Origin of the sequence: Cobetia sp. 10Alg 146 (genome assembly GCF_029846385.1) — a bacterium.
Taxonomy (GTDB): Bacteria; Pseudomonadota; Gammaproteobacteria; order Pseudomonadales; family Halomonadaceae; genus Cobetia; species Cobetia marina.
Map to the genome: position 1 here is coordinate 135,957 of NZ_JARWKT010000005.1, position 24,163 is coordinate 160,119.

Here is a 24,163-nt window from a genome sequence, read left to right on the forward strand (position 1 = left end):
CATGTAATGTCAGGTGTTGTTTTTCTCAATCGTATCAATATGTTCAATGATATATAAAAAAGGCACCCTATAGAGGGTGCCTTTCATTACAGAAGAGCCAGCCGGATATTGAGTGTCTTCGCTCGCGTTACAGCATTGGCGTGGGCGCCTGGAGATAACTCATCAGTTCCGACTTCTGCATGTCCGCCGGGTCTGCCAAGGCCCATAGCTGGCGCTCCACCCCTTGAGCAATCAGGTGAATGACAGCGGCCTCGATGGCCGACATCACGGCTAGCTGGACTGGCTCATTGTTGGTATAGCCTGTCTCCATTTCCAGCAATCGACTGAAATCGATGAAGCGATAGACGCCCGCTCGAAGCTCGCGAGAGTAGATCGTCTTGCTGGTATTGACGTTGGCGATGACCTGGCCGGTGGTGATATCCACTGCGCGCAGATTCACGGTCACCTGGTCGACCTGATACTGACCCGATGCCCCGATACCGAAGTACTCTGCCCCAGAGCCACCTGTCCTGACATTGGAATCAAAGGCGATGATGCCGCCTTCGAAAAGCAGGTTGGCTGCCTGCAATGCCTCAATATCTCCCTGGCCGGTTCTCTCCAGATTGGCCCGGATGATCTTGCGTTCCGTGAGCAGGTTCTGCAGGCCGACACGCTCCAGAGGAATGAACCAGCCGGAGTCGGAGAGAGCGGCACTCAGCATGGCCGCCCCTCCCTGGGTCACTGCCGTGGAGAAGGTACTGGCCGGAGCCGGTCGGTACTGGCCTGTCTGGTCCCGGAAATCGTAGATGGCGACGGGAATTCGCCCGGCTGGTGGCGGGAGATTGATCAGATCGTTGTAGGTGGTGGTTCTTGGCATCAAGGTGCTGGGCATCCCTGCCAGCCCCTCGGTATGCGCCACCATGGGAGCACAGCCCGCAAGCGCCAGGCCGGTCACGGCCATCAGCGAGGTAAGCATCTTCTTCATTCGCGATACCCTTCATCAGAAGTCGTGTCAGAACGCATTGCCTGAGGTGCCAAGATTGATGACGGTCGTTTCTCCGGTCGCACGATCCAGCACCTGCATGGAGAAACCGCCATTGCCGTTACTGACGACCTCGACACGCAACTGGGCGCTGTCGATCACGCTGGTACGGCCTGGCTCACTGGTATCGACGGCATCGGTGATGGCGTCGGAGACCAGGCTGTTGCGAAGGTCACTGATGAAGAGTTCTGTCTCTGAAAGACTGTCGAACGAGTAGGCATCGGGGTCCTCATGGGTATCCTGTGCCTGGGCCTTGCTGAGCAGATAGCTGCCATTGAGAGGGTTGCCGCCGAAACTTGGATTGACGGGCTGATAGATGAGTTCGCCGGCATATAGCGGCATCGCCGATAACAGCAACGACACCGCGAGTGTCTGATGCTTCATGATGTTCCCCTGTTCCCTTGCACATTGTCAGGGTCTTCGTGATCGAAGCCCTTTTATTATGGATTCAACCTGTGCTTTTCAGAATTCATCGCCCGCCATGTCCGGGTCGTCCTGGAGTGCTTCCAGCACCTTGCGACGCAGGAACTGGTTGGAGACGGTGGTAACGGCTGAGCTTGCGTAGAGGTCGACGTCATTCACTCTCGGGGGCAGGGTCGCCTCATAGAGAACGGTATTGCCCTCCGTGATCCAGATGAGGCTGCCCCAGCGTGCCGAAGGACGCTCGTGAATACTCAGAGAGGTGTTTCTCAGGGCTGGACTATCAAGGCGTTGCTGGCTGAATTGACGATAGAAGGTCTTGCCGATCATCGTCATGGTGCGATCTATCATCACCCCGTTCAGGCCATCACTGAGTCTGGCGCGAGGCCGCTGGATGGCGACCCCATCGTGGCCATCCGCCCGGGCCCCGCTGCCTTCGCTGGCAACCGAGACTTCTGGTTTCACCGCCTCCGGCGCTGATTGCGCGGAGGCATGCGACATCAGGGAAAGTGCCAGTCCCCATGCAAAGGCATGGTGGACAACCATGCCTGCGGCGCTCACGACATCTGTGCTCGACGAGCGATACGCGGTGTGCGTGATACCGGCATGGCAAGGTTCTGGCGAGCCCAGTTCATGGCCTGGATGCGATTGTGCACCTTGATCTTGCGGAAGATGTTGTAGAGGTGTGACTTGACCGTATGTTCGCTGACGAACAGCTGGTCTGCTATCTCGGTATTGGAGGCACCCGTGCCCAGCAGGCCGATGATCTCTACCTCGCGCTGCGTCAGACCGCAGACGGGGCGATAGGCGTTCAGCTGCTGACGACGGTAGAAGTCCAGCAAGCGAGTCATCAGCGGGCGGGACATCCACATGTCGCCTTCCAGCAATTTCGCGATTCCCTTGCTGATCAGCGACAGACTGTCCTGACGATAGAAGACACCCTGCAGGTGCGTGCTGACCAGCAGGCTTGCGGCCTCTTCCTCATCACTGATGTTGATCGCTGCCAGCTCGGCACTGGCATCCTGACTGGCATCAGCATCCCAGCGTTGCATCGTGGTCTCGTCGACGTGGTCGGTATCGAGAAGCACGATCGTCCTGTCTGCCTGCCCTGGGGTGTAATCCTCGTCGGGGCTTGCGGAAGCCACCTGACACTCAAGCTGCTGGCGAATGTAATCCATGAACAGCGCTGACTGCGGATTGCAGTCAGTCACCAGCAGCACCATTGCATTCCCTGTAATCATGGTGCGAGACCTCTGAGTTGTCTTACCGATTTTCTTGGCGGAGCCATTGCGAAAGTGGTTGGAGATGTTGCTGTGACGAGTGGCACTCCTCTGCGTCGGGCATTACGCATCGGGCACCCCTTTATATTTGCCTGATAGGCACGATAAGGCAACCTATATTCAGCACTTGCTAAACTATTAGATTTGTTATTGCTAAATTTGATATGGCGGATTCTGGAAAATAACAACGAAAACAGCACCTAATCCATGATAGGGGTATCTGTCGCCTGACCTTCATCCTGGTGAGTGCAATAAAAACCAGACCATTGCGCTTTTAGGGTTAGGGCTTCTGTTGGTACGAAGGTACCACAAGTCTGGTACCTTAGTGCATCGCTTCCATATCGTTGTGTAATAGGCCTTGTCTTTTTGTAACTGAAGGGTGCGGCCGTGACTGAAAAGCGACGCACTCTGCCAGGATTTCAGAACTAGATCACTCGAATGGAGTGCTTACTACCTGCAAGAGCCCTGCAGGAGTGCTGGTAGTCACTGTGTGATGCGTCGGTCTGGCCTACGCCAGTCGCTCGTATCAGATCGCCCCGAATTTCAGGTTTCCGGGTTCGGTGATCGATGGGGGGCGTGCTGCGGGAGGTAGAGATTGAGATGCTCGTGCGCCCACTCGATGGCCTGATGCCGGTTGTGAACCCTGATTTTACGAAAGATATTATATAAATGAGACTTTACCGTGTGCTGACTGAGGTTCAAACGTTGAGCAATATCGACATTACTCTGTCGAGTGGCGATCAGGGATAATATTTCCAGTTCCCTTTGCGTCAATCCCATGACAGGTTGGAAGGCGATCTGTTGTTGTTGACGATAATGACGAATCAGCGATTGCATTAATTTTCGCGATAACCATATCTCCTCGTCCAGCATCGCCTTTATACCCTGACTTATCTGAGAAAGATTATCATGTCGGTAGAAGATGCCGTTCAAGGGAACATGCAAAAGCAGGGCGATGGCAGCGTCCTCATGCTCGACATTGAATGCGGCTGACCTGGAAAGCGAGCTCCAGTGGGTCATCTTCGCCAGGTCGCATTGTGCGCTGTCGATCAGCACCAGATTCGGCGTGACAGGCGTGTCGGCCTCCCTGTCGCAGGCTTCCACGGAGCATTGAAGCTGTTCATGCAGATAATCGACAAACAGCTCAGTCTGTGGAGACAAGGCGGTCACGAACAGGACTTTGGTCGTTTGCATGGGGCACTCCTGTCGTGGTGTCAGAACCTGATGGAACGGTGACAGACCGAAGGATGTAGTGCTTGCCAGGTCAGCGAGTCATCACTCTCAGTCTAGACAAGCGTGATGAGGCGATGCCGTCCTTGGATAGTGCCAGATGGCATAAGAATCTCTCCTTGTTATTCTTTGGATTAGCCCTTTGGGATCAGTGGGTTGGGAGGAGCCCTGGGAAGGTGTCAGTCTTGGTGGGTAACAGGCATAGTGAAATCCCGTGTTGGGATGAGTGGAGATTGGTAAGCCATCGAGCATCCGGGGGCAGACGAGCTCAAGTGAGCCGGGTGATTTTCGTGAGGCTTCAATACCAGTTTGCTCAGTCAGAATGAAAGCTGCCCCGCGTGTACCTATCGGACTCACACGATAGAATGTGTCTTGTACCCTCTGCCTGTTTTCATGATGTTCTCGCAGGGTCGCACGTTTCTTCTGACACCACCCCGGAGATGTTCATGTCTGCCTCATCACTTGTGCTGGCCAGCGGCAATGCTGGCAAGCTGCGGGAATTCGCTCGCTTGCTGGCTCCACTGGGTATTGCCCCGATTCCTCAGAGCCAGCTGGGTGTCAGTGATGCCGAAGAGACCGGGTTGACCTTCGTCGAGAATGCCTTGATCAAGGCGCGTCATGCCGCCGCCATCACCGGACTTCCGGCGCTGGCCGATGATTCGGGGATCGAGGTCGATGCGCTGGACGGCGAGCCCGGTATCTACTCGGCACGTTTCGCCTCGCGTCGTCAGCAAGGCCAGGGAGATCAGGACAACAATGCGGCCTTGCTGTCAGCGCTGGAAGGTGTGCCGGAGGATGCGCGTACGGCGCGCTACTGGTGTGTGCTGGTCTACCTTCGGCATGCGGCAGACCCTGTCCCCATCATCGTGCAGGCCAGCTGGGAGGGCCGGGTGCTGACCGCTCCGAGTGGTGATGGCGGTTTCGGCTATGACCCCCTCTTCTGGTTGCCAGAGCAGGGCATGAGTGCGGCACAGCTTGAGGCATCCACCAAGAATCGACTCAGTCACCGGGGCCGTGCCATGCAACAGCTGCTTCAAGCATTGACCGCTGCAAGTGAGAGCGCTTGATGTCCGTCGAGTCGTTGCCGCCGTTATCCCTCTATATTCATGTGCCGTGGTGCGTGCGCAAATGTCCTTACTGTGATTTCAACTCCCACGGTGTGGGCCGCGATGCCCATCTACCGGAAGTGGAGTACATCACGGCACTGCTGGCGGATCTGGACCAGGATCTCCAATGCCTCCAGGGGCAGCCTGAGCGTGAACTGCAAAGCATCTTCATCGGTGGCGGGACCCCGAGCCTGCTGAGCGGGCAGGCCTACCAGCGGCTGTTCGATGGCATTCGCGAGCGCGTGGCACTGTCCGAGGGATGCGAGATCACGCTGGAGGCCAATCCCGGCACGCTGGAACAAGGCCGCTTCGCTGCCTATCGCGCTGCCGGCATCAATCGGCTGTCCATCGGGGTACAGACCTTCCAGCCGGAACAGCTCAGCGTACTGGGGCGTATCCACTCCGCACAGGAGGCCGAACGGGCGGTTGCCAGCGCACGTGCTGCCGGTTTCGACAACTTCAACATCGACCTGATGCATGGCCTGCCGGGGCAGACATTGGAAACGGCGCTGGATGACATCCAGCGCGCACTGGCTCTCAAGCCCACTCATCTCTCGTGGTATCAACTGACGCTGGAGCCCAATACCGAGTTCTACTCGCGCCCCCCGGTGCTGCCGGAAGATGATCTGCTGTGGGACATTCAGGATCATGGTCACGAGATGCTGGAGAGCGGCGGATTCCGTCGCTATGAAATTTCCGCCTACGCCCTTGAGGGGCGAGGGGCACGCCACAACCTGAACTACTGGAAATTCGGAGATTATCTCGGCATCGGTGCGGGCGCGCACGGCAAGCTGACGCTGGCGAAGACGGACAGCAGCGGGAACTTCGCTGGCGAGCTGCAGCTCCAGCGACGCTGGAAGAGCCGGCAGCCCCAGGCCTATCTGCGTCGCATGCAGGACCCGCGTGGCTTCATTGCCGGTCAGCAGGAGATCGCCCCGGAAGAGCTGGCACTCGAGTTCATGATGAATGCGCTGCGTCTGACGGATGGCGTCAGCTTCGAGGAGATGCGCCGCACGACCGGGCTTGAGCGCGAGGCCTTGGAGCCGGGGCTGAGTCTGGCGCGCGCGCGCGGGCTTATCGTTGAGGATGACGCGCTGTTGCGTGCCTCGCCGCAGGGCTTATTGTTCCTCAATGACCTGCTGGCCATGTTCGACACCTGAACGATCAGGCATGATCACACCAGAATGTGGCACTACGCCGATGTCGTCTTGCCATCCATGAGAGTGAAGATAGGGAGCGTTACCATGAAGAAGTCCGTACTCCTGGCCCTGCCGCTGGCAGCTGCCGTCGCGATGGCGGGTTGCACCACGACCAACCCGTATACCAATGAGCAGCAGACCTCCAGTACGGCCAAGGGTGCCGGTATCGGGGCTGTCGTTGGTGCCATCGCCGGGGCGACCAAGAGTGGCAACCATCGTCTCGACAAGGCGCTGATCGGCGCGGCAGCCGGCGCGGCAGCCGGTGGTGGCATCGGGTATTACATGGATGTCCAGGAAGCCAAGCTGCGTGATCAGCTGCAGGGCACCGGCGTCAGCGTGACCCGTGTCGGCGATCAGATCATCCTCAACATGCCGTCCAACGTCACCTTCGGTTCCGATTCCAGCACTCTGTCCGGCCAGATTCAGCCGGTCATGGATGGTGTGATCACGGTCCTCAAGGAATATGACGAGACTCGCGTCAACATCGCGGGCTATACCGATTCCACCGGTGCCAGCAACTACAACCAGAATCTGTCCGAGCTGCGTGCCCAGGCGGTCGGCAACTATCTGGCCAGTGGTGGCATCGCCTTCAATCGTCTGAACATGCGTGGTTATGGCGAAGCCAGCCCGGTGGCATCGAATGATACCCAGTCCGGTCGTGCACAGAACCGTCGCGTCGAGATCACTCTGACGCCGCTGGAAAGCTGAGTCTCAGCCAGCTGTCCTGACGGCAGCGGGTCGCATCGATGTTTCAGACAAGGCCTGCGCTTCGGCGTGGGCCTTGTCGTCTGTGAAGGACGGCTTTTGGGGTGACAAGTGACCATCTCTGCTATCCTTCAGCCCCTTCAGCGGTCTTCATCCATCGGTCACTTTGGCTGAAGCCACCGCCCCCAGATTTCTGTCCAGCCGGCATCATGCCGCTGACATCGCCGTATCAAGGAGGCGCATTTGCTCGCCTATCAGCACGCCTATCACGCCGGCAACTTCGCCGATCTCCACAAACACCTGCTGGCCAATACGCTCGCCGAGCATCTATTACGTAAAGAGTCGCCTGTTACGTTCATCGATACCCATGCCGGACGCGGCTGGTATCCCCTGGCGGCACGTGAAACAGAGCAATTGCGCGAGTATGAGCAGGGCGTGTTGCCAGTGTGGCAGATGCGCGATCGCTGGCTGACGGACGCGGGCGAACCTGCCCCGGGTGCAACGGACAAGCCGCTGGCACGCTGGTTGGCCAGGCTGGCCGACATGCAGCCCGAGAGTGGCAAGGGAGCGCCGTCCACGTTGAGCGTCTATCCCGGTTCGCCCTGGTGGTTGAGCCAGGCGTTGCGTCAGGGGGACAGGCTGCTGGCGTATGAACTGCATCCGGGTGAGATCTACCACTTCGACCAGGCGCCGGTGCAGCGTGACAGTCTTGGCAAGGTGATGCGCCGCCAGCAGGACGGGCTGTCTGGCCTGTTGGCAGCAGTGCCGGTCACCACGCCGCGTGTCGCGGTGCTGATCGACCCCAGTTACGAGCTCAAGAACGATTACCGTGATGTGGCGGATGTCGTGGTCGAGACGCTGCGCAAGTCTCGCCATGCCACCATCATGATCTGGTATCCGCTGCTGCCGGCCGGCCGTCAACATGACCTGCTCGAGCGCCTCAAGAAGCAGTCGCCCGCGCCGATGTGGCGCAGCGAGCTGGTGATTGACTCGCCCGAGGGCGATCACGGCATGTATGGCTCTGGCATGCTGGTGATCAATCCTCCGTGGCAGTTCGATCGTCAGTTCTCTGCTGCCATGCAGGAGGTGGTCGAGGTGCTCAAGGGCGCATTGCCGGCTCCGCAGTCCGTTGCCGTCGAGCACAAGGGCCTGTGGTGGTTGTCGGAAGAGGTCGCACGAGCGCGCAGCGAACCCAAGCCGATGCCGCGCGAGCGGCTGCTGGCGCTGCGCAAGCTCAACCAGAAGGTTAAGCGCGACGCCGACGTGGAAGTGACTCAGGCCAAGCCCAAGCGTGAGAAGCTCAAGCGCGGAGAAGGCTGGGCCAAGCCGCGCGTCCGCAATGACAGCGCGACGCCCAAGGCCAAGGGCAAGCGTCATTCCGCGACGGCCAAGCCGAAGACCAGCATCAAGGCGCAGATCAAGGACCAGATGCATGGGCATTCCGCCCCCAGTGAGAAGCGGGTCAGCGAAAAGCCCGCCGAGCGCAAGTCGACGTCACGCCCCGAGCCGGCACAACCGCGTGGCAAGGGCGAGATGGCGGGCAAGGCTGCAGGCAAGGATTCTGCCAGCTGGAGCGACTGGTCTTCCAGCATGCCGGGCAAGGGGCGCCGTGAAGGCTCCACTCGCGTCAGCAAGCGCAGTACGCCGGCGATTGGTCGCGATGGTCAGGTCAATTCTTCCAGCACCACCAAGTTGCCCAGGAAGTATGCCGCCAGGCAGCGTCCTGAAGACACCAGCGACGTCGGCAAGCCGCTGGATGCCCGTGAGGCGCGTGCCCTGCGTGAGAAGCAGGAACACAATGCCATGAAGGGCAAGGCGACCAAGGGAAGCCCCGACAAGGGGCAGGGCAGCAAGCCGCGCGGTCCGCGCAAGCCCTGAAGGTCGGCGTGAGCTGAAGGCGGAAGCCTGAGTGGCAGGCTTCGCAGAACAGACGCCCCCACAGGCGAAGCCTGTGGGGGCGTCTTGCGTGATCCAGTTCATGTTCACATGAATGATCAAGGCGACGCCTCGCGTCAGTGGGGAATATCTTCCTGCCACAGGCGCTGGTAGAGGCCGGGCGTCGTCATCAATTCTTCGTGTGACCCCAACTGCGTGATGCGCCCCTGTTCCAGCACCAGCAATCGATCTGCGTCCCGCACCGTGGCCAGACGATGTGCCACCACGATCAGGGTCACCTCGCCGCGCAACTCCTGCAGCGCCTGCTGCAGCAGCGCCTCGGTATGGCTGTCGATGCTGGCGGTGGCCTCATCCAGCAGCAGGACGCGTGGGGTGGCCACCAGAGCACGGCCGAGCGCCAGCAACTGCCGCTCCCCGGTGGAAAGGCTCAGGCCTCGCTCGCCCAGCAGCGTGTCGAGGCCCTCCGGCAGTCCGCGGATCAGCGGCGTCAGGTGTGCCTTGTCCAGCACCATGTCCAGCCGTGAATCGCTGATCTCGCGTCCCAGCAGCAGGTTGTCGCGCAATGTCGTGGCACGGATGAAGGGCTCCTGGGGAACGATGGCGATGGCCGCTGCGCGTTGGTGTGCTGACCACTCTCCCAGTGGCCGTCCATCCAGCCGGAGTTGCTCGCGGTGAGCCGGGCGCTGACCACTGAGCAGGTCGAGCAGGGTGGACTTGCCACTGCCGGTCGGACCGACGACCCCCAGAAATTCACCACTTTCGATCGTGAGCGTGATGCCATCCAGCGCAGAGGTTTCTGCTCCCTGGTGCCAGTGGGTCAGATGCTCGAGCTGATAGTGACCACTCGCCAACGTCGTGATGGCATCTGTCTCGCTCGCTCGTGCTGACGCCGGCGTGGAGGAGGGGGCAGCCTTTGCCCCGGACTCCGTCATCGTCCCCGCCGCTTCCCCTTCCCGCGGAGTCTCCAGCACTTCTTCCAGACGTCCGGCGGCTACCAGCGCTGACTGGAAGACCTGCAGGCGTTGGGTAATCTCGATCAGCGGTTCGCTGATGCGCCCCAGCCAGGCGATGAAGGCATACAGCACGCCCAGCTCAGCGCCTCCGCCCAGTTCACGCAGCCCGAAGACCGCGACCAGTGTCAGCGTGATCAGCATGGCCATCAGGTCGATGGCGGAACGTAGCAACAGGCCCGAGACGCGTACCGTGCGCATGCGCGCTGAATATTGCGCGAGATTGAGGCGATGATAGCGCTCGCCGAAGCGCGTCGTCTGGTGGCTGGCCTGCAGGACACTCATCCCGCCGATCGCCTCGGCGATACGTGCATTCTGAAAGGCGCGCAGTCGGCGTACTTCACTGGCAGCACGACCGGAGAAACGCTGATAGAGCCAGATCAATCCGACGGAAAGCGGAATCAGTGCCATCGCGATGAGCGCGAGGGTGCCATCCATCAACGCCATGGCCGATAGTATGCCAATCAGCAGCACCACGTTGCCGACCAGCGTGGCCAGCACTCCGACATACAGCTCCTTCAGGGACTCGGTATCGTTGGTCACGCGTGCCACCAGTTCACCGGCCGCCAGAGTATCCAATGTCGTCAGTGGCTGATGGAGCAGGTGAGTGAAGACTCGCTCACGCAGATCGCGCACGCTGGCGAGGGCCAGGCGTGCGAAGCGCAGTTGCTGCAGATAGCGCCCGGCGGCTGCCCCACCCTGGGTGATCAGGTACAGACCCATCAGCCCTGCCAGCGCCTCGGGGGCCAGATTGCCGGGAATCAGGTGCTCATCCAGGTAACGCTGTGTCAGCCACGGGCCGAGGACGTCCAACGCCGTGGCAACGATCAGGATCGATAGCGCGCGCAGGACATCCCCCAGGCGCTGCCTCAGCGGTTGCCACAGCAGTATCAGGCGGCGACGGCTGAGCAGGCGTGATGTCACGGGAGCCTCGGATTGCGTGTGACTCATGAGCGCACTCCCTGCGGTGCATCGCTGTCCCGGTCTGCCTGCTGGGCCTGCCAGAGTCGCCAGTAGGCGCCACGTGCCTCGAGCAGCGTCTGGTGATTGCCCTGTTCGAGAATGCGCCCGTCCTCGAGGACCAGAATGCGCTGACAGCGCTGGACGGCTGACAGACGATGACTATTGATGATCAGCGTGCGCCGTCGTCCCTGGCGCTCAGAGTGTTGCAGACGTGCCAGCGTGGTCAGCAGGGTGCGCTCGGTGACCTGATCCACGGCGGACAGGGTGTCATCCAGCAGCAGGATGGGAGCCTCGGTGAGCAGACTGCGCGCCAGTGCCAAGCGTTGACGCTGACCGCCGGAGAGCGTGATGCCACGCTCGCCGATCATGGTATCGAGCCCGGCGGGAAGACGCGCGAGATCATTGTCGAAGGCGGCGGCGCTCAACGCCTGGTGTATCTGCGCATGGCTGGCCTCGGGACACGCGAGGGCGACATTGTCGGCCACCGAGAGCGCAAACAGGAAGGGATCCTGCGGGACGAGCGAGAACTGGCCACGCCATGCGTGAAGTGTGTACTCACTTGCGGGGTGACCTCCCAGTGTCAGCGTTCCCTGGTCGTCTGACAGCGGCCAGCTGCGAGACAGCAGGCGCAGTAGCGTGGACTTTCCGCTGCCGGTTGCACCGACGATTCCCAGGCTTTCCCCTGCCGCCACCTCAAGCGAGATCGGACCAAGAGCACGCTGCTGGCTTCCGGGGTAGTGGAATTCCTTGATCTCAAGGCGGAGTGAGTGGTCGCTCACTTCATCCCGTGTGCCGGTATCCTGCAGCGCTTCCGGGGCCGCATGGAAGATGGCTAGGCGACGAGCGGCCGCCGCACCACGCTGCAGGATGTTCAGGCACCAGCCGAGCGCGAACATCGGCCAGATCAACTGGGCGAGATAGAGCGAGAAGCTGGTCAGTTGTCCAAGCGTGATGGCCTCCTGGAGATAGCGCCAGCTGCCGATGCCCAGCGTCAACAAGGTGGCCATCGAGAGCGAGAGAAACACCACTGGGCTGAAGGCGGCCTCGAGTGTCTGGACGTGATAATCCACGCGTTCGGCGGCCGCGGCGCGTTTCGAGAAGGCGCGGGCTTCGTCATCGAGCAGCGCATGACTCCTGAGCATGCGAATGCCGGCGAAGGCTTCCTGGGTCTGGTCGTTGAGGTCCGAGAAGCGTTCTAGCGATTCGCGAAAACGCAGTCCGATACGTCGGGAGATTCGGGCAAAGGCCCAGGCCATGAAGGGGAACGGCAGCAAGGCAAGCAATGTCAGCGGCACATCGATCGCGAACAGCATGATGCCCAGCACCAGTACGAAGGTCATGGCGCCATCGACGCTGGACAGCACACCTTCTGCGGCGGCCATCTCCACGGCATCGATGTCCTGACTGGCGTGCGCCATCAGGTCTCCGGTGCGATGACGCTGATAGAAGCCGGGGTCCAGGCGTGTCAGCTTGGCGTGAAAGGCATCACGCTGCTCCGTCCCCAGCCGATAGGCGGTCCCGAACAGCGCCACGCGCCAGGCATAGCGCAGGGCGTAGAGCGCGAGGCCCGCTGCCACCAGCCACCACAGGCGGGTCAGCAGGGCATCATGATCCAGACTGCCATCACGCAGGGCATCGATGGTGGCGCCAATGGCCCACGGCAGCAGCAGATTCAGCCCCGCGACCCCGATCAGGAACACGATGGCCAGCAGGTAGCGGGGCCAGTGGCGGGTGAAGAAATCGAGCAGCAGGTGTCGCAACGGGGCCTCGGGAAGAGGCCCTGTGCTCAGCTCGGCGGCGGGGTTCGGCGGGAGTGAGGTGCTGGAGTCACGGGATTCGCGATGGGAATCCTGCGGCCTTTTCGATGTTGCGCGTCCCGCCATGTCGACTCCCTGTCTGCCCCTGCCCATCTTCGCCACTCGGAGATGTTCGGCAGAGGCAGTATAACGAGAGTCTGTCCGCCAGACGCAAGCGCTGGCGGCGGGAGGCTTTCGGGAGGAGAAGGTCAGTCCGGCGGGATCACTTGCCGATGCAGAAGCTGCCGAAGATTTCCCCCAGCAGATCATCGGCCGAGAATTCCCCGGTGATCTCGGACAGCGCCATCTGGGCAGCACGCAGGTCTTCGGCCAGCAGCTCCCCCGCCGCGGCGCCAAGCAGCTGGGCCTCACCGTTGTCGAGAGACTCGCCGGCACGCTCCAGCGCATCCAGGTGACGGCGGCGGGCGCTGAAGCGACCTTCGGCCGTGCCGGTGAAGCCCATGATTTCCTTGAGGTGATCACGCAAGGCATCCAGGCCCTGATTGTCGCGCGCCGAGATGCGCACCACGCTGGCCTGATGACGTGCCTGCTCGGCATCGCCATCCTCGATGGCAGTGACGTTGGTCAACCCAGGCGTCTCGCCGCTGGTGTCGATCTTGTTGCGGACCAGCGTCAGGCGAGACGGATCCGGCAGGCGTGCGACGAATTCCGGCCAGATCTCCATCGGGTCGGTGGCTGGTGTGGTCGCGGCATCGACCAGCAACAGGACGCGATCCGCCTTCTCGATCTCGTCCCAGGCGCGCTGCACGCCGATGCGCTCGACGGCATCCGGGGTGTCTCGCAGGCCGGCGGTATCGATGACATGCAGTGGCATGCCATCGAGGTGGATGTGCTCACGTAGCACGTCGCGCGTGGTGCCTTCGATGTCGGTGACGATGGCGGTGTCCTGCTCAGTCAGCGCATTGAGCAGGCTCGACTTGCCGGCATTGGGGCGGCCGGCGATCACCACCGTCATGCCCTCGCGCATCAGGGCACCCTGGTTGGCGGCGGCGCGCACGCCCATCAGCTCGGCCTTGACCTCATTGAGGCGCGCCGCGACATGCCCGTCGGCCAGGAAGTCGATTTCCTCTTCCGGGAAATCGATGGCGGCCTCGACGTAGATGCGCAGCTCGATCAGGCGCTGTACCAGCGCACTGACACGCGTCGAGAACTCGCCCTTGAGCGAACGCAGCGCATTCTCGGCCGCCGCGCGTGAGCTGGCATCGATCAGGTCGGCGATGGCTTCGGCCTGGGCGAGATCCAGCTTGTCGTTCAGGAAGGCACGCTCACTGAACTCACCGGGGCGTGCCAGGCGTGCGCCCAGCTGCACGCAGCGCTCCAGCAGCAGATCCATGATCACCGGGCCACCATGCCCCTGCAGTTCCAGCACATCCTCGCCGGTGAAGGAATTCGGGCCCTTGAAGTAGAGCGCGATGCCTTCGTCGAGGGCGATGGGGTTGCCCTGGGTGTCCAGTCCCATGAACGGGCCATAGTGGGCATGACGCGGCGGGGGGCACTGGCCCAGCATGGCCTGGGCGATGGCCTGGCAGGCCGGCCCGGAGACACGGATGATGCCGACGCCACCACGGCCGGGCGGAGAGGCCAGTGCCGCGATGGAGTCAGGCTGGTAGGCGGTAGACATGCAGAAACCTCGGGCACGAAGCCGGAATGAAGGTGTAGGGGATGGGCGCTATTGTCGCGGCTGACGCCCCGCGACAGCAAGCGAGGGTGTGTCCGGAAGCATCAGCTGGCAGCAGGGCGGTCACGATCGCTCGAGAAAACAGAGGCCTGAAACGCCACGACCCCCGCCAGAGGCGAGGGTCGTGGGTGAGTCATGTCAGGCGAACCTGAAAGGCATCATGCGCCTTTCTTGGTCGGCTCGGCATTCTCGATCTGACGGGTGATGACGTACTGCTGAGCGATCGACAGCGTGTTGTTGACGATCCAGTACAGCACCAGACCAGCCGGGAACCACAGGAAGAAGAAGGTGAAGACGATGGGCAGCATCTTCATGATCTTCGCCTGGGTGGGGTCCGGAGGCGTCGGGTTCAGCAGCTGCTGGATGAACATCGTGAGACCCATGACGATGGGCAGGATGAACAGCGGATCCTTCACGGAAAGATCCTGAATCCACAGCATGAACGGCGCGTGACGCAGTTCGACGGACTCCATCAGCATCCAGTAAAGGGCGATGAAGACCGGCATCTGGATCACGATCGGCAGACAGCCGCCCAGCGGATTGATCTTCTCCGTCTGGTAGAACTTCATCATCTCCTGGGAGACCTTCTGGCGGTCGCTGCCGTACTTCTCCTTGATTCGCTGCATCTCGGGGCCCATCTTGCGCATCTTGGCCATCGAGCGGTATGCGGTCGCGGAAAGCGGGAACAGCACGACCTTCACCAGCACGGTCAGCAGGATGATGGAGGCACCCCAGTTGCCGACCAGCGCGTGGATGTGCTCCAGCAGCCAGAACAGCGGATTGGCCAGGAACCACAGCCAACCGAAGTCGACCACCAGTTCCAGATAGGGCGCGGTCGCTTCCAGCTGGTCCTGATCCTTCGGTCCGACGTACAGGGTGGCACCGAGCTCAGCCTGCTGACCGGCCGCGACCTGAGTGGTCGGGCTGGCGAAGGCCGCCACGTTGCGGTTCTGCTTGTCGACGCTGGTGTAGTACAGATTCTTCTGATTGTCAGCCGGCACCCAGGCAGACACGAAGTAGTGCTGGATCATGGAGACCCAGCCACCCTGGATGTCGACATTCTTGAAGCTGCCGTCCTGGATATCTTCGAAATCCACCTTCTGGTAGTGGTTCTCTTCTGACGAGAAGGCCGCACCCAGATAGGACTTCATGCCCATGCCGCCACCGGTGGACGGATCGGCACTGTTGTCGCGAGCCAGCTGACCGATGAAGCGTGCACCGACCGGTTGCTGGGACTGGTTGTCCAGCAGATAGTCAACCTTGAGCTGGTAGCTGTCCTTGCTGACGGTGAAGCGCTTGATGATCGCGACGCCGTTGACGTCGGCCTTCAGGTCCACCTGCAGGCTATCGTCATTCTCGCCCATGAGGTAGCTGTTGCTATCGGCGGAGAAGGCGATACGTCCCTTGTGACCATCCAGCTGCAGGCCGGACTTGGCCACGTAGCTGCGTGACTGATTGTCAGACAGCAGGACGAAGGGAGCTTCAGAGGTGTTGTTCTGCTTGTGCTCGAGCAGGGCGGCATAGACGACGTCGCCACCCTGCGGGTCGATACGCAGGTCCAGCACGTCGCTCTTGACTTCGATCAGGCTGTTGCTCGGAGTACTGGTCGCACTGTCCGGCGTTGCAAGACCGGTATCGCCGCTGGAAGCATTGCTGCTGCTCGGAGCCTCAAGGCCCTGGGCAGTGGCGTTGGCAGCCTGAGAGGCCACCTGGGGAGCCTGTGTCTCTGCAGCGGGCTGGTCGTAATCCTTGTTCCACTGGACGACCAGCAGATAGGCGACAACCGCAAGCGGAATCACGAGGAGTAATCGTTTGACATCCATTGTGTATACCCGGTGGAGGGTGAATCAATCTGGCGGGAGTCAGATGAGTCCGGGTACGAACGGTGGGGCGCATAACGAAAAAAACGCCACATGCCGGACGCACCGGAGAGGTGTCGCGTCAGGCAGGTGGCGTTGACTTGGCCGCTTTCAGACGTCTGGCATCCTTCTCCAGACGAGCCCACATGCCGTCAAGCTGGCGATGCAGTGTCTCGTTGTCCAGCTCATTCACACCTCGCTTGGCCAATACGACGATGTCGACGGCCGGAAGGCGATGCTGGCGGAGGCGAATGGATTCGCGTGTCAGACGTTTGAGGCGGTTGCGATCTACGGCACGGCGCACGTTCTTCTTGCTGAACACCAACCCCAGGCGGGCATGTCCCAGGTCGTTCGGACACGCCAGAGCCAGAAGCCCCTTGCCGTGTACCTTGAGGGTGGTGTGATCGAAGACGTGCCGGTAATCCCCGGCAGTCAGCAAGCGAAGCTGCCGGGGAAATCCCTGACGGGACATCCGGGCCTCGATCAGGCGCTCAGACGCTTACGGCCTTTCGCACGACGACGCTGGATGACCTCACGGCCACCTTTGGTCGCCATACGAGCACGGAAACCGTGTGTGCGCTTGCGCTTCAGGACGCTCGGCTGAAATGTGCGTTTCATAGCTGCTTCTTCCCACGTGGTTGTTTGGAAAAGGTCAACGAATGTTGCCCTGTATCCACATGAGGACAGGGCAGATTGGTCAGGGGCAGGGATTCTAGTGAATCTGCAAGTCGCTTGCAATGTCGCGTGAGAAGTTGTCCACAGCCGTTTCCCGACATTTCACTGCTGATTCGTGCCACGCCGCCCGTCAGCTGGCGTTTCTCACGGCTATCGAGCCAGCCACGGAGCACGTGTGCAGGGCCAAAAAAATCCTTGTCGAGAAAGGAGAGGAGAAACTGCGCCTCATGCTGACCGAGGGGAAGACTTGCGAAGGGGGGGCGGCGACTCGTGCATCGGGTCCCGCTCTTTCGGGGGATAGCCCCTGCCTCCCGGGCTGTCTTGCCCGACCAGCGAATGACAGATTCGCGGCAGGAAAGCACCGGTGGATAACCTTGCCTGTGCGTGCGTCGCCACCTCCTCGAGAGGGAAAGCGCATTCCCGAGCAAGGCCCTCGCTATTATTGCTACAGAAAGGTAGTTCTGAATATACAGTAACTATAAAGGAGGGAAGATTCTGTGGATAACCTGTTTTTGTCGAAGAAGTTCAATCTACTGCCCTCAGGATATCCCTGATGATAAAGGGTGAAGAACCTGAGTTCAGCCTGTGCATGACACTGTGCATAAGTATCGCCTTATCCCCAGCGTTCCAGATGGCCTCCATCACTCCCCAGAATGTCCAGATGGCAGAAGAATCTTGATACCCAGGTTGTCCACAGTGGATTTCCCTGCCGATGTCGTGTGGATAACTCGTGGCTTGGCCTATACAATGGCCGCCCCTTTGATCACTGGATGTGAGGTCGCGTGTCGCTCGCACTTTGGCAACAATGTCTTGACGCCCTGCAAGACGAGCTGAATTCACAGCAGTTCAACACCTGGGTTCGTCCCTTGCAGGCTGAGGAAGGTGACGGCGGAGAGCTGTGCCTGCTCGCCCCCAATCGCTTCGTACGCGACTGGGTCAATGACAAGTACCTCAAGCGGATTCATGAGCTTCTGCGTGAGCTTGCTCCGGGCAAGCCGCCCAAGGTCGAGCTCAGCGTGGGAAGCCGCCGCACGGTCTCCAATCCGCGGCCAGAGGGGGCATCGACTTCATCGGTGTCCGCTCAGGCCCCTGCGCCCGGCCAGATGCCGAGCCCGCGTGCGCCGTCAGTGCATACGCCCCCGCGTGGCAATTACGCAGAAGAGCGTGAGATGGCGGGTGACGGTGCGCAGGAGGCGGCACCGCGTCGCAATGCGCGGCAGGTGCAGGTAGAAGGCAGCCTCAAGCATTCCAGTGGCTTGAATCCGAACTTCACCTTCGAAACCTTCGTCGAAGGCAAGTCCAACCAGCTGGCGCGTGCCGCCTCCCGTCAGGTCTCCGAGAACCCGGGTGGCGCCTACAACCCGCTGTTCCTCTATGGTGGCGTCGGTCTGGGCAAGACCCACCTGATGCATGCGGTGGGCAACCATCTGGCCAAGCAGGGTGGCGAGAATGCCAAGGTGGTCTATCTGCACTCCGAGCGCTTCGTGGCTGACATGGTCAAGGCGCTGCAGCTCAATGCCATCAATGACTTCAAGCGTTTCTACCGCTCGGTGGATGCGCTGTTGATCGATGACATCCAGTTCTTTGCCGGCAAGGAGCGTTCTCAGGAAGAGTTCTTCCATACCTTCAATGCCTTGCTGGAAGGGGGGCAGCAGATGATCCTGACCTCGGATCGCTATCCGAAGGAGATCAATGGTGTCGAAGAGCGCCTGAAGTCCCGCTTCGGTTGGGGGCTGACAGTGGCCATCGAGCCGCCGGAGCTTGAGACTCGTGTCGCGATCCTGATGAAGAAGGCGGACCAGGCGAAGGTCGACCTGCCTCATGATGCCGCCTTCTTCATTGCCCAGAAGATCCGTTCCAACGTGCGTGAGCTCGAGGGTGCCCTGAAAAAGGTCATCGCGGACTCCCATTTCATGGGGCGTGCGATCAACCAGGACTTCATCCGTGAATCCCTGAAGGATCTGCTGGCATTGCAGGACAAGCAGGTGGGTGTGGACAATATCCAGCGCACCGTGGCCGAGTATTACAAGATCAAGATTTCCGATCTGCATTCCAAGCGTCGCTCGCGCTCGGTGGCACGTCCGCGTCAGGTCGCCATGGCACTTGCCAAGGAGCTGACCAATCACAGCTTGCCGGAAATCGGCGATGCCTTCGGTGGACGCGACCACACGACAGTGCTGCATGCCTGCCGCAAGGTGGCCTCACTGCGCGAAGAGAACGCCGACATTCGCGAAGACTACAAGAATCTGCTGCGTCTTCTGACCAGCTGATTCAGTTGCCACGCAGCGCCGAGAGGGTGAGGTCAACCTGTCCGGCGCTTAGTGCACCGGGCCCTGTCGTGCGACGGCCCGGAATATTTGATGAGTGTGTGCTGGTCACCGGCAAGCACTTCTCCCGTTTCCAGAGAGTGGAGTCTCCATGAAATTTGCCATTTCGCGTGAAGCCCTGCTGCGCCCGCTGTCCCTGGTGGCGGGTGTGGTCGAGCGTCGTCAAACCCTGCCGGTGCTGTCCAACGTGTTGCTGGAGGTGTCTGATCAGCAACTGTCATTGACGGGGACCGACCTGGAGGTCGAGCTGATCGGGCGTGTCGAGCCCAGCCGTGTCGATGAGCCGGGTTCCGCGACGGTACCAGCGCGCAAGTTGATGGATATCTGCAAGTCGCTGCCGGAAGGCAGCGAGATCATCCTGGCGCTCGAGGAAGGCCGTGCCATCCTGCGCAGTGGTCGTTCGCGCTTCACGCTCTCGACGCTGCCGGTCGCGGAATTCCCCAACATCGATGATGGTCAGGGTGATATCACCATCAGCCTGCCGCGCGGCACGCTCAAGCATCTGATCGATGCCACCTCCTTTGCCATGGCGCAGCAGGATGTCCGTTATTATCTCAACGGCATGCTGCTGGAACTGACCAGCAATCTGGTGCGCACCGTGGCCACTGATGGACACCGCCTGGCGGTATGTGAGCAGGCCGCTGACATCAGTGTTGCCGAGTCCCAGAAGCTGATCATTCCCCGCAAAGGCATTCTGGAACTGACGCGTCTGCTGGACGGCAGCAATGAGCCGCTGACGCTCACCGTCAGCGGGACTCACGTCCGGGCGCAGACCGGCGACTTCACCTTCACTTCCAAGCTGGTGGACGGCAAGTTCCCGGATTACGAGCGTGTCGTGCCGCGTGGCGGTGACAAGGTCATCGTGGCGGAGCGTGCCGAGCTGCGACAGGTACTGTCACGTACCGCGATTCTTTCCAACGAGAAGTATCGTGGTGTCCGCCTGTACCTGGAGGCCGGCAATCTGCGCGTGCTGGCCAACAACCCGGAGCAGGAAGAAGCTGAAGAGAACATCGCACTGGATTATCAAGGCGGTGGTCTGGAGATCGGCTTCAATGTCGGCTACCTGATCGACGTTCTGGGCGTGCTGGATTCGGATCGTGTCCAGTTGACGCTTTCCGATGCCAACAGCTCCGCACTGCTGGAAGAGCCGGGCGGCGGTGATGCGCGTTACGTAGTCATGCCGATGCGTCTGTAATAGTGTAAAATCGTTAAAAATCATGCGCTTGATTCGTAATCGGCGCAAAGTATTCGCGAATTTCTTCAACACATGACTGACGACACCCGCCATCCTCTCCCGTGAGGTGGCGGGTGTCGTCACATTCAGGGCCAAGAGGTGATGGCACGGCAAGCATCGTGTCGATCACAGGTTGAACGTGCATATCGTCTTCGTTTTCTTCATTTGTCCTGACTGAGGTCGCCATGGCGCTTGAACGTCTGCAATTCCAGAACCTGCGTAACCTTGCGCCTGTCGATATCGCGCCGGGTCCGAGGGTCAACCTGGTGAGCGGCGCCAACGGCAGCGGGAAATCGAGCCTGCTGGAAGGTGTGCATGTGCTGGGACTGGCACGTTCCTTCCGCACCCACAAGCTAAAGCATGCCATCGCGCACGATATGCCCGGCATGACGCTGTTCGGTCGGTTGGCAGGGGATCCCCCTCGCCCGCTGGGAGTGCGCCGTGAGCAGGCTGCAGATGGCCTCGAGATGCGACTGGATGGAGAAAAGGTCGAGCGTGTGGCGCAGCTGGCGCAGGCGCTTCCCTTGCAGCTGATCAATCCGGATGCATTCCGGCTGCTGGAAGGCTCTCCATCGGCACGCCGCGAGTTTCTCGATTGGGGCGTGTTTCACGTGAAACATGATTTCTTCGATGTCTGGCAGCGGGTTCGCCGTGCGCTCAAACATCGGAACGCGTTACTCAGACATGGTAAGATGGACGTTCAGGCATTGAACGTCTGGGATCGTGAGTTTGCTCATTGGAGTGAGCGTCTCGATGCCCTGCGCATGGAATATATGCAAGCGTTGGCCCCCCTGTTTCAGGCAACTCTCGCTGAGCTGATCGAGCTGCCGGATCTCAGTCTGCGTTATCAACGTGGCTGGGATGCGAAGCGCTCTCTAGGAGAGGTGCTGGCAGCAGGGCGTGACAGCGATAGCCACATGGGGTTTACCCAGACCGGACCGCAGCGCGCTGATCTACGCATTCGTCTCGGGCGCCGCCCTGCGGTAGAGGTGCTGTCCCGTGGCCAGCAGAAATTGGTCGTCAGCGCACTCAAGCTGGCCCAGGGGCGGTTGCTTGAGGAAATGAACGGACGTACCTGTGTTTATCTGATCGACGACCTGCCGGCAGAACTGGATGGCGAACATCGCCGTCTCTTCTGCCAGTTGCTGGCCAGCCTCGAGTGTCAGGTCTTCGTGACCTGTGTCGAACCCGAAGCATTGGATCGGGTCTGGCTGCCGGGCACGGATGTCAGAATGTTTCACGTGGAACACGGGCGACTGCACACGGAATGACTTCACGACGGAGAAGCCAATGAGCGAACAGGCTTACGACTCATCGAGCATCAAGGTCCTCAAGGGCCTGGATGCCGTACGCAAGCGCCCCGGGATGTACATCGGCGATACCGATGATGGCACGGGGCTGCATCACATGGTGTTCGAGCTGGTGGATAATTCCATCGACGAGGCGCTGGCAGGGCACTGTAGCGAAGTCCGCGTGGTCATCCACGCCGATGAGTCGGTCTCCGTCAGCGACAACGGCCGTGGCGTGCCGACCGAGATTCATGAGGAAGAGGGCGTCAGCGCAGCTGAGGTCATCATGACGGTGCTGCATGCTGGTGGTAAGTTCGATGACAATTCCTACAAGGTCTCCGGCGGCCTGCATGGCGTTGGCGTATCCGTCGTCAACGCGCTGTCCGAAGAGCTGAAGCTGACCATCTGGCGTCAGGGCAAGGTCCATGAGCAGATCTATCGTCACGGCGTGCCAGAGGCCCCGTTGGCAGTGGTCGGCAACACCGAGAAGTCCGGCACCCTGGTGCGCTTCAAGCCCTCACCGCTGACGTTCGGCAACATCGCGTTTCACTACGAGATTCTGGCCAAGCGTCTGCGGGAACTCTCCTTCCTGAATTCAGGTGTGGCGATTCGTCTGATCGACGAGCGTAGCGGCAAGGAAGAGCTCTTCCACTATGAGGGGGGTCTCAAGGCGTTCGTGGATCACCTCAACACCAACAAGGCAGCCTTGAATCCGGTGTTCCATTTTGAAATGGAGCGCGAGGACGGTATCGGTGTCGAGGTGGCGATGCAGTGGAATGATGCTTTCTCCGAGAACATCTTCTGCTACACCAACAATATCCCTCAGCGGGATGGCGGAACTCACCTGGCGGGCTTCCGTGCAGCCTTGACCCGTACCCTCAACAGCTACATCGAGGCGGAAGGGCTGCTCAAGAAGTCCAAGGTCGGCACCACCGGGGATGATGCTCGTGAAGGCCTGACCGCGATCATCTCGGTCAAGGTGCCGGATCCGAAGTTCTCCTCGCAGACCAAGGACAAGCTGGTGTCCTCCGAGGTCAAGACAGCGGTTGAGCAGGAAATGGGCCGTCTGTTCTCCGAGTACCTGATCGAGAAGCCCAACGAAGCCAAGGCCATCGTCAACAAGATGCTGGATGCGGCACGTGCGCGTGAAGCGGCCCGCAAGGCGCGTGACATGACGCGTCGCAAGGGTGCACTGGATATCGCGGGGCTGCCGGGCAAGCTGGCTGATTGCCAGGAGAAGGACCCGAGTCTTTCCGAACTGTATCTGGTCGAGGGTGATTCTGCCGGCGGTTCCGCCAAGCAGGGTCGTGATCGTCGTACCCAGGCGATCCTGCCGCTGAAGGGCAAGATTCTCAACGTCGAGAAGGCGCGCTTCGACAAGATGCTGTCATCTGCAGAAGTCGGCACGCTGATCACGGCGCTGGGCTGCGGTATTGGTCGGGAGGAGTTCAATCCTGACAAGCTGCGTTACCACTCCGTGATCATCATGACGGATGCTGACGTCGATGGTTCGCACATTCGTACGCTGCTGTTGACCTTCTTCTTCCGTCAGATGCCGGAGCTGATCGAGCGTGGTCATATCTTCATCGCGCAGCCACCGCTCTACAAGATCAAGCGTGGCAAGCACGAGCAGTATCTGAAGGATGAGCAGGCGCTTCAGGATTACCTGACAGCCACGGCGCTGGACGGCGGCAAGCTGCACGTCAATGCCGATGCGCCGGGTATCGCTGGCGCTCAGCTCGAAGCACTGGTCAATCAGTATCGCGGCGTGATGAAGCGTATCGATCGTCTGGCGCGCGTCTATCCGTCTGCCGTGCTGCGCAAGATCGTGCACGCCCCGCATCTGGATGAGTCGGCACTGAAGGATGAAGCCATGGTGCAGGGCTGGATCGATGGTCTCCAGAAGGAAATGGATGACCTGATCGCCTATGAGGGCGGCCCGCACTACAGCTTCAGCCTCAGCCATGACAGTGAGCGCAACCTCTATCTGCCGGCAGTCACACTGACGGCGCACGGTGTCAGCAGTGACTATCTGTGGGACGTCGATTTCTTCAAGTCCGCGGACTACCGTGAGATCAGCGAGCTGGGCTCCATGCTGGAAGGCTTGCTGGAGGCGGGCAGCTATGTCTCACGCGGTGAGCGCAAGAAGGAGGTCGTCACCTTCTACGAGGCACTTGACTGGCTGATGAAGGAAGCGGCGCGTGGTTTCAGCATCCAGCGCTACAAGGGGCTGGGAGAAATGAATCCGGATCAGTTGTGGGAAACCACCATGGATCCGGAATCACGCCGCATGCTGCGTGTGACGGTCGAAGACGCGATCGGTGCCGATCAGATGTTCAACACCCTGATGGGAGATGAGGTCGAGCCGCGTCGTGACTTCATCGAGCGCTTCGCCCTGGTGGCCAATCTCGACGTCTGATGTCGTGATCGTCGTCAGCTGAAAAAAGCCCTGAT

At 60.5% G+C, this 24,163-nt stretch carries 19 protein-coding genes; 8 read left to right on the forward strand and 11 right to left on the reverse strand.

The features are described 5' to 3' along the window. Window positions 1-127 precede the first annotated feature (127 nt). From QD172_RS10635 to QD172_RS10655, 5 genes are all read right to left on the reverse strand, one after another. Entirely contained in the window at window positions 128-964 is an 837-nt protein-coding gene (locus QD172_RS10635) for a CsgG/HfaB family protein (protein WP_077379767.1), read from the reverse strand. A 27-nt stretch (window positions 965-991) separates the two neighbouring features. Next, a complete protein-coding gene (locus QD172_RS10640) occupies window positions 992-1,405 on the reverse strand; it encodes a curli assembly protein CsgF (protein ID WP_077379765.1) in 414 nt (137 codons plus the stop codon). 78 nt (window positions 1,406-1,483) lie between these two features. Next, window positions 1,484-1,987, reverse strand: a complete 504-nt coding sequence (locus QD172_RS10645) for a CsgE family curli-type amyloid fiber assembly protein (RefSeq protein WP_077379763.1) — start codon at window positions 1,985-1,987, stop codon at window positions 1,484-1,486. An 11-nt stretch (window positions 1,988-1,998) separates the two neighbouring features. After that, on the reverse strand, window positions 1,999-2,682 hold the full coding sequence (locus QD172_RS10650; protein ID WP_077379761.1) for a LuxR C-terminal-related transcriptional regulator: 684 nt from the start codon (window positions 2,680-2,682) through the stop codon (window positions 1,999-2,001). A gap of 582 nt (window positions 2,683-3,264) precedes the next feature. Then, on the reverse strand, window positions 3,265-3,915 hold the full coding sequence (locus QD172_RS10655) for a LuxR C-terminal-related transcriptional regulator (protein WP_279855735.1): 651 nt from the start codon (window positions 3,913-3,915) through the stop codon (window positions 3,265-3,267). Window positions 3,916-4,397: 482 nt separating this feature from the next. On the opposite strand from QD172_RS10655, the gene rdgB reads away from it, so the two are divergent. From rdgB to rlmJ, 4 genes are all read left to right on the forward strand, one after another. Next, window positions 4,398-5,018, forward strand: a complete 621-nt coding sequence (rdgB, locus tag QD172_RS10660) for an RdgB/HAM1 family non-canonical purine NTP pyrophosphatase (protein ID WP_279855736.1) — start codon at window positions 4,398-4,400, stop codon at window positions 5,016-5,018. Further along, window positions 5,018-6,217, forward strand: a complete 1,200-nt coding sequence (gene hemW / locus QD172_RS10665; protein WP_279855737.1) for a radical SAM family heme chaperone HemW — start codon at window positions 5,018-5,020, stop codon at window positions 6,215-6,217. The genes rdgB and hemW overlap by 1 nt, the downstream gene beginning before the upstream one ends. A gap of 84 nt (window positions 6,218-6,301) precedes the next feature. Continuing rightward, a complete protein-coding gene (locus QD172_RS10670; protein WP_077379755.1) occupies window positions 6,302-6,964 on the forward strand; it encodes an OmpA family protein in 663 nt (220 codons plus the stop codon). Between the two features lie 240 nt (window positions 6,965-7,204). Further along, entirely contained in the window at window positions 7,205-8,839 is a 1,635-nt protein-coding gene (gene rlmJ / locus QD172_RS10675; protein ID WP_279855739.1) for a 23S rRNA (adenine(2030)-N(6))-methyltransferase RlmJ, read from the forward strand. Between the two features lie 134 nt (window positions 8,840-8,973). Here rlmJ and QD172_RS10680 read toward each other — a convergent pair whose 3' ends face one another. The 6 genes from QD172_RS10680 to rpmH form a co-directional block, all read right to left on the reverse strand. Beyond that, complete coding sequence (locus tag QD172_RS10680) at window positions 8,974-10,818, reverse strand: ABC transporter transmembrane domain-containing protein (protein WP_279855740.1); 1,845 nt, start codon at window positions 10,816-10,818, stop codon at window positions 8,974-8,976. Beyond that, window positions 10,815-12,713 carry an ABC transporter transmembrane domain-containing protein gene (locus tag QD172_RS10685; RefSeq protein ID WP_279855741.1) on the reverse strand — a complete coding sequence of 633 codons (1,899 nt, stop codon included), beginning with the start codon at window positions 12,711-12,713 and terminating at the stop codon, window positions 10,815-10,817. The genes QD172_RS10680 and QD172_RS10685 overlap by 4 nt, the downstream gene beginning before the upstream one ends. A gap of 136 nt (window positions 12,714-12,849) precedes the next feature. Beyond that, entirely contained in the window at window positions 12,850-14,268 is a 1,419-nt protein-coding gene (gene mnmE / locus QD172_RS10690) for a tRNA uridine-5-carboxymethylaminomethyl(34) synthesis GTPase MnmE (RefSeq protein WP_279855742.1), read from the reverse strand. A gap of 215 nt (window positions 14,269-14,483) precedes the next feature. After that, entirely contained in the window at window positions 14,484-16,148 is a 1,665-nt protein-coding gene (gene yidC / locus QD172_RS10695; protein WP_077379744.1) for a membrane protein insertase YidC, read from the reverse strand. A gap of 118 nt (window positions 16,149-16,266) precedes the next feature. After that, on the reverse strand, window positions 16,267-16,656 hold the full coding sequence (rnpA, locus tag QD172_RS10700) for a ribonuclease P protein component (protein WP_077379742.1): 390 nt from the start codon (window positions 16,654-16,656) through the stop codon (window positions 16,267-16,269). Between the two features lie 11 nt (window positions 16,657-16,667). Then, the gene (gene rpmH / locus QD172_RS10705; RefSeq protein ID WP_043331656.1) at window positions 16,668-16,802 is read right to left on the reverse strand and encodes a 50S ribosomal protein L34; all 135 of its coding nucleotides are present in this window, start codon (window positions 16,800-16,802) and stop codon (window positions 16,668-16,670) included. Window positions 16,803-17,641: 839 nt separating this feature from the next. Here rpmH and dnaA point away from each other — a divergent pair. The 4 genes from dnaA (at window position 17,642) to gyrB (ending at window position 24,128) form a co-directional block, all read left to right on the forward strand. Next, window positions 17,642-19,129, forward strand: coding sequence for a chromosomal replication initiator protein DnaA (gene dnaA / locus QD172_RS10710; protein ID WP_077379738.1), 1,488 nt, complete (start codon window positions 17,642-17,644; stop codon window positions 19,127-19,129). Between the two features lie 148 nt (window positions 19,130-19,277). After that, the gene (gene dnaN / locus QD172_RS10715) at window positions 19,278-20,381 is read left to right on the forward strand and encodes a DNA polymerase III subunit beta (protein WP_077379736.1); all 1,104 of its coding nucleotides are present in this window, start codon (window positions 19,278-19,280) and stop codon (window positions 20,379-20,381) included. Between the two features lie 224 nt (window positions 20,382-20,605). Beyond that, complete coding sequence (gene recF / locus QD172_RS10720; protein ID WP_084209550.1) at window positions 20,606-21,691, forward strand: DNA replication/repair protein RecF; 1,086 nt, start codon at window positions 20,606-20,608, stop codon at window positions 21,689-21,691. Window positions 21,692-21,710: 19 nt separating this feature from the next. After that, window positions 21,711-24,128 (forward strand): DNA topoisomerase (ATP-hydrolyzing) subunit B, encoded by a 2,418-nt coding sequence (gene gyrB / locus QD172_RS10725; RefSeq protein ID WP_084209549.1) that lies wholly within the window; start codon window positions 21,711-21,713, stop codon window positions 24,126-24,128. The last annotated feature ends 35 nt before the right edge of the window (window positions 24,129-24,163 follow it).